At 62.7% G+C, this 5,256-nt stretch carries 3 protein-coding genes; all 3 read right to left on the bottom strand.

Annotated elements, in window-relative coordinates; all coding sequences use genetic code 11:
• Nucleotides 1–3,289, bottom strand: a 3,289-nt coding sequence (locus VL202_RS09240; protein WP_325463834.1) for a DEAD/DEAH box helicase family protein, incomplete at its 3' end; no start/stop codon positions are given.
• 89 nt (nucleotides 3,290–3,378) lie between these two features.
• Nucleotides 3,379–3,984 (bottom strand): DUF1419 domain-containing protein, encoded by a 606-nt coding sequence (locus VL202_RS09235; RefSeq protein WP_325463833.1) that lies wholly within the window; start codon nucleotides 3,982–3,984, stop codon nucleotides 3,379–3,381.
• Between the two features lie 65 nt (nucleotides 3,985–4,049).
• Entirely contained in the window at nucleotides 4,050–5,072 is a 1,023-nt protein-coding gene (locus VL202_RS09230; protein ID WP_325463832.1) for a DUF3991 and toprim domain-containing protein, read from the bottom strand.
• Nucleotides 5,073–5,256 lie beyond the last annotated feature (184 nt).

Genomic DNA, 5,256 nt, shown 5'->3' with positions numbered 1-5,256 from the left:
CAAGCGCCCTGCCCGGATTCTTGGTTTCCACGAACCGGGATTTTACATAGAGGTCCCAGGCTCGTTGCGAGCCGTTGGGATCGACGCCCTTCAGCGTCGACATATTGGTGGCGAAGGAGAGCTTGCGGAATTCCTGCGCCTCATCGACGACGATCTGGTCCACGCCGATTTCCGAGATGGTCAATAGGTCATCTTTTCTAGTCGCCAGGCCTTCGAGCCGCTCCTGCAGTCCTTCCTTCAACCGCTCCAGGCGCTTGCGCGAAACGCGGTCCTCGCTGTCGACCTTGGTCAGCAGATCCTCATAGAGCTGCAACTCGTCCTGGATCAGCTCCTGCTCAAAGGCAGACGGCACGGCGATGAACCGGAACGCCGAATGCGTGATGATGATCGCGTCCCAGGTGGCGGTTGCGGCACGCGAGAGGAAGCGAGCCCGCTTGTCCTTTGTGAAGTTGGTCTCGTCAGCGACGAGAATACGGGCATTCGGATAGAGGCCTAAAAACTCGCGCGCCGCCTGCGCCAGGCAATGGCCGGGCACGACCAGCATGGCCTTGGCGATCAGTCCAAGCCGGCGCTGTTCCATGATGGCCGCCGCGATCGTCATCGTCTTGCCGGCGCCGACGGCGTGAGCGAGATAGGTCGAGCCATCGGCAATGATCCGCCAGATGCCGCGTTTCTGGTGCCCATAAAGAACAAAGGCGCCAGAGGCGCCGGGAAGTTTCAGGTGGGAGCCGTCGAATTTCCGCGGCGCGATATTGTTGAAGCGATCATTATACTCGCGGGCTAGCCGGTCGGTTCGATCTGGATCGGTCCAGACCCAGTCCTGGAATGCCTGCTTGATCCTTTGGAGCTTGTCGCGCGCGGCTTCGGTATCGACAACATTGAGCACCCGGCGTTCGCCATCGGCATCCTTGAAGACGTCGAAAATCTGCGGGACTCGACTGTTGAGCGCATCGGCAAGCAGCTCGCCGGCATGCCGGCGGCTGGTGCCCCATTCGGATGTGCCGGCGGCGCTGTAGCCGAGCTGACGAGCCTCGACTGTCCATGAACCAAGCTCCGGCATATGATGGATGCGGATATCTGCGTCCATCTTTTGCCTGACGAAGGCGACGACATCGGCGGCCGGGATCCAAGGTGCGCCGAGACGGGCGGTAATGTCAGAGGGGCGCAAGTCTGCCGGCTGAACGACCTGCAGGGCGCGCACGTTGCGCTCATACGTCGGATCGAGCTCGGCTGCGGCCTGCGCGGCAGCGAGCTTTGTGCGGACGGCCCCTGAGAGATATCCGTCTGCCGTCGTCCACGATCCATCGGCCGGATCGCGGAAGATGGCCTCGCCCAGCTCGTCGACCACATCAGCAGGATCGCTGTGCAGCAGCTCGGCGATATGGTCGATATCGACGTGGCCTCGTTCATTCAGCACGACGGCGAGCGCATCGGCAGGTGAGGTAATCGTCGGTGCGGCCGGCGGAGCAATCATGCGTTCGGAAAAAATCGGCCCCGGTTTCGCCGTGTCCGTCTCCAGATCGTAGTCCTCAATCGAGGCGACCAGCCAGCAATCTGGGTCGTCGCGGAACGGTGCGAGGTTAGGTTGGCGATGCTTTTCCTTGACCTCGCCGGTCTCGATATCCTCTTGAACGGACACGACTGTGTGGTTGATCGGCCCGAAATCGCGCACAAAACTCGACCAGGCAATGCGCAATCGGATTTGGAGATCGCGCCATCGCCGATCGGCTTCCTGCGCCTTCAGGACTTCGCGCACTGCATCGCGAATCGGGATCAGCTTGCTGATGATCCGAACGTGTTCTTCCGGGATTCCATCGCCTGAGCGACCCTTGCGGACGGTGACCGGCACGGCCGATCCGTCGAGCATCTGCATCAGGCCCTTCGACCGGTCGAGGAAGAAGCTGCCCTCGCGAACGGAGCCGCCTCTCGGCTGCAAGGCGACGATCTCGCCGAGCTCGTCTTCCAGATCGATATCGATGGGCGTCGGCTCGCCGTCATAGAGATTGGCCGGCAGAAGCTTGATGGCAGTGGCAATGGCGGCTTCGAGATCCTCTCCATCGCGTGGGCGGCATGTGTAGGTCTCGCCGAACGGGCCGGAGGTCAGGGCGTGTGTACCGAGCACGAAGTCCGGATGCCGACCAAACCAGCGATTGACCCTGATGGCACCTTCGTCGTCGGTGGCCGGCCTGATCTCACCGACATCGAGCCACAGCTGATTTCCCTCCGGCTCTCCGGGCTTGCGCTTGCGGAAAAACAGGATGTCGACGACGACATCCGTGCCGGCTTCGCGACGGAAGCTCCCCTCGGGCAGGCGGATCCCTGCAATCAGCTCTGCGGATTTCGCGATATGCTCCCGTGCCGTGGTATCGGCCTTGTCCATGGTGCCATGCGATGTGACGAAGGCGGCGAGCGCGCCGGGCTTCAGCAGGTCAATCGACCGGGCGATGAAATAGTCGTGCAAACGAAGGCCAAGCGATCGGTAAGCGCGGTCCGAGCGGACGGTGCGATCGGAGAAGGGGGGATTGCCGATGGCGAGATCGTAGATCGGAGCCAGATCCGTGCGGGCAAAGTCGCCATTGATGATCCGCGCCTTCGGCTGAAGCAGGCGGGCGATGCGAGCGGTGACCGGATCGAACTCGATCCCGGTCACATAGGCGGCGTCGCGATATGGCTCCGGCATTAGGGCAGGGAACAGCCCCGTGCCGATGCCGGGTTCCAGCACCCGGCCGCCGCGCCAGCCCAGTTTCTGGACCCCAGCCCAGATTGCCCGGATGATGAACTCTGGCGTGAAATGCGCATATTGGGTGCAGCGGGCAAGTGACGCGTAGTCGCTCTCGCAAACAGCGGTCTCGAGCGAAGAACCAATATCGTCCCAGCCCTGGCGGAAATCGACCTCGCCTGGCCGACGGAACACACCGTTGGCCAGTTCGCCAGCGCCGAAGCCGGTGAAGCGGATCAACTGCGCCTGTTCCTTTGCCGTCGCCGGCCGGTCCTGCTTGGTAATGCCGTCGGCGACGAGGATCGCCGCGACATTGGCGCGGGCGCGATCCTTCCAGGAGGTGGCCAGGCCGCGGTCGCCGTCGAGATAGAAGTTTGCCCGAAGCCTCGCGCGCCGGGCAGGCGTGGCAGCGACGGGGAGGGCGGGTGCAGGTGCTGGCGGCAGGGGATCAGGATCGTCGTCATTGGAAGCATCAGGCGAAAACCCGCCGAACGCTGTCACGCCAAGTCCGAGGCCGGCGACAAGCACGCTCGAGCCCAACATGTCTGATGTAAATGGATCGTTGCTCATGGGAAAGCTCCTTGAAATGAGGGCGTGCGCCATCGCTCGGCCACCGAGAAGACCGCTTTCGGCGCGGAGTTTGCGAATGATGATCTGGCTCAGGCGGCCAGGGCTGAGGGGAGGTGGCGTAGATGCACCGGCAGCTTGGCCGCGATCTCGTCGTCAGACAGGGTGTCGAGCAACTTCAGAAAGCTGCCTTCACTGCCACCGTAGAGCATCACCGTACGATGGCCTTGCATGGGCTTGGGCCAACGCGCGCTGGCATAGCCTCGATAGTCGTCGGTGGTCGTGCTCCAGATATGCTCAAGCCGCTCTTCGCGGCTCATCGCCCGGACTGGCCGGGTTTCGCGGTCGATGATCGCAGTCCGCATCGCCTCCACAGAGGCCGGATCCGAGAGGTCGCAGTAGGTGTGAAAATAGCGGACCGCTTCATCAATCCAGATCGCGTAAAACACCGAGGTCACCGACCCGGTCATGAACTCGCGCATCGCAAAGATCGGCCCACGCATCCAGAGCGGTGGTAGAATGTCGAGCATGTAAGAGTAGGAGGTTTCGTCGATCTCGAACCATTCGCCGGCATAGACGGCAGACTGGTCGCCAGCAAAGCGGTCGGGGCGCATCACGTGCCGGTCGAACATCCGGAACATGTCGGCGCGCTTGGCCACGCCGTGGATTATTTTGCCGGGAAGGGCTATCGAGGTCATCAGCTTGTTCCTTTCGGGGAGTTTGGACCGAAGGCAGCACAGGTCGTTCGACCTCGCCATCCTCTTCAGTCCTTCATGACCCCTTCCGCGCTGCCGGCCTCGTGTCCGGCCGGGTCAAGGGCCGGCGCATGCCGGGCGGTGCCTCCCTTGATGCGGCCGGCGCGCATGCGGCAGGCCTCGTTATTTCCTCCGGTCTTCCTTTCCCGTTTTTCCCTCTCCCTGTTTTGAAGAACCTCGTTCCAATCCTCCGCCGGCGGACGTAACCGCTGCCAGTCACAGCTGGACGCCTCTGCAAGCGCACGCAGTCGTTCTGCATAGACATCGCCCTGGGAATTGGCATCCGTGGCGGCGACCAATGTCAGTCCCGACCGCGCAGCAAGTTTGGCAAGTGCTGCATCAGTCGCCGGAGACCACCCGCCGCCAGTGCTGAGATAGAGAGTTTGCTCGCGCGGACCCTCGAGCGCCGCCAGGCTCATCGCATCGATCGCGGCCTCGGTGACGCAGATACGAAAGGCATCGCTTGGTCCAAAGCGGAAAAGAACCTTCGAGCCCCCGGTGGCAAAACCACGCCAGTCGGGACCGCGCTCTTCCCAGCCGACGACGCGACCCTCACTATCGACATGGGCTGCCCACATACTGCGGAAGGGTCCTTCCCGCAGGACACCCTCTCGAACCGCCTGCCCGGCGATGGCCGTCGGGATCCAGCGCGCCCGGCACAGATAGCGCCAGGCACCGGATCCGGGCGAAGGCGTGGGCCGGCTGCGCCAGCGGTCGACAATGTCTTCCGGCCGCACGCAAGACCGCGAGGACCTCCATTCCGGCCGGGAAAGTTGATACCCGACAAGTGACGCGACCGCTTCCGTTGCGGACGGGAATGGAACTCCCTCCAGGAACATGGCAAGGCCGAAGACATCGCCTTTCTCGTCGCTAAGTGGATCGAACCAGCCGCGTCCGTCATGCGTGACAATGACGATGTTGCCGCCACACCGGTATTTGACGGCGCGTCGCGTGCTTTCTTTGAGATCGATTTCGTAACCGGCCTGCTCCAGCACTGCTTCGCAACTGACCTTGGCGCGCAGCGCCTCCAACTCTTCTCGTTTCATATTTTTTCAGCCGCCTAGCGGCCGTCCTTTCCTCTTCCCGCAACTTGCGGGTCACCTTCCACCCGCCGCGAAGAGCGAAGGGGGCAAGGGCGCAGCACGCAACTGACAAAAGTTGCAGCACATTGCTGCGGCGAAGCTTCCCTTGCGGCCGACAGGTCGCCAGCGGCAG

Origin of the sequence: Pararhizobium sp., assembly GCF_035497515.1 — a bacterium.
GTDB lineage: Bacteria > Pseudomonadota > Alphaproteobacteria > Rhizobiales > Rhizobiaceae > Pararhizobium.
The sequence above is the reverse complement of the archived record's forward strand: the minus strand, read 5'-3'. Positions and strand labels throughout refer to the sequence as shown.